Source organism: Pantoea sp. USMM079 (genome assembly GCF_037153115.1).
GTDB classification, from domain to species: domain Bacteria; phylum Pseudomonadota; class Gammaproteobacteria; order Enterobacterales; family Enterobacteriaceae; genus Pantoea; species Pantoea communis.
Window position 1 is genome coordinate 1 of sequence record NZ_JBBCKX010000059.1, and the last position, 969, is coordinate 969.

The 969-nt window shown below is 55.5% G+C and carries 1 protein-coding gene; it reads right to left on the reverse strand.

Annotated elements, in window-relative coordinates:
• A partial coding sequence (locus WFP70_RS26480; RefSeq protein ID WP_337024903.1) for an IS4 family transposase occupies positions 1-888 on the reverse strand: 888 nt, incomplete at its 3' end.
• Between the last annotated feature and the right edge of the window lie 81 nt (positions 889-969).

The following is a 969-nucleotide window of genomic DNA, read 5'->3' on the forward strand; positions in this document are numbered from 1 at the left end:
CATCGCATCCGTCATCGACGTCAGGAACCGCCACGTCCGGCCTTTTATTTCCCGGCTTATCATCCTCATCTCTGTGTGCGCCGCCAGATGCGGCCATTTCTTCCGTGAATGAGCGGAGGTTTTTACCCGGATAAGTATGTCTCCCTTCCCCAGACGACGTACCTCTTCGTACTGCAGGTCTTTACGTGCCGCTATCATCCAGTGACGATTTTCGCCGGCCTCATGCCAGGCGCTAAGCAGACCGAATGACGTGTAGCCCTTATCGAAGAGGGTCAGGCTGTTGTCGCACGCGCGTTCAATGAGACCTTCTGCCAGCACCATCTCATTCTCGTTCTGGCAGCCCATCGCGGCGCCGCTGATAAGATGGCTGGTGAGTTCCATCAGGCAGACCATGCGAACCTGCGGATAAGGAGAGGCGCCTGCCACCGTGCCTGAACGGACGAAAGCCTTCTCATTATCAGGTGTTTCTGGCGTGCGCCAGACAACGCCGTCAACAGCGTACAGCGTCAGACCACACCAGTCAGGGTGGGAAGTCTGTGCATTCCAGAGCTCGCTGCTCTGTTCGAAAACCCGCCGTACAGCGTCGTCCCCCAGCCGCTGCCTTGCCTGCACTACGGCACTGGGCGCAACGAAAGGACGGTTTCCCGGTAAAAGAATATCAAGGCGATTAACGATGGCGTGAAGGGGTTCTTTGCGCTCAAGGGCCATGCCGATGAGACACCAGACCATCATATCTGTAGTAAGTCTGCGCTTACGGAGCGTGACCGTGCCAGCTTCCTCAAGGCAGCGGCTGATGAGCGCAGGGTCAAGAACATCCGCGAGCGTATTCAGAGGATTACGAAGAGAATCGTAACGAGAGACGATATCAAGGGCCTGACTGAGCTGCATAAAAAAATCCGGAAACGAAGCGTTTCCGGATTCTTACACAGCCACTGGATCGTTCAACTGATCCTTAACTGATCGGCATTA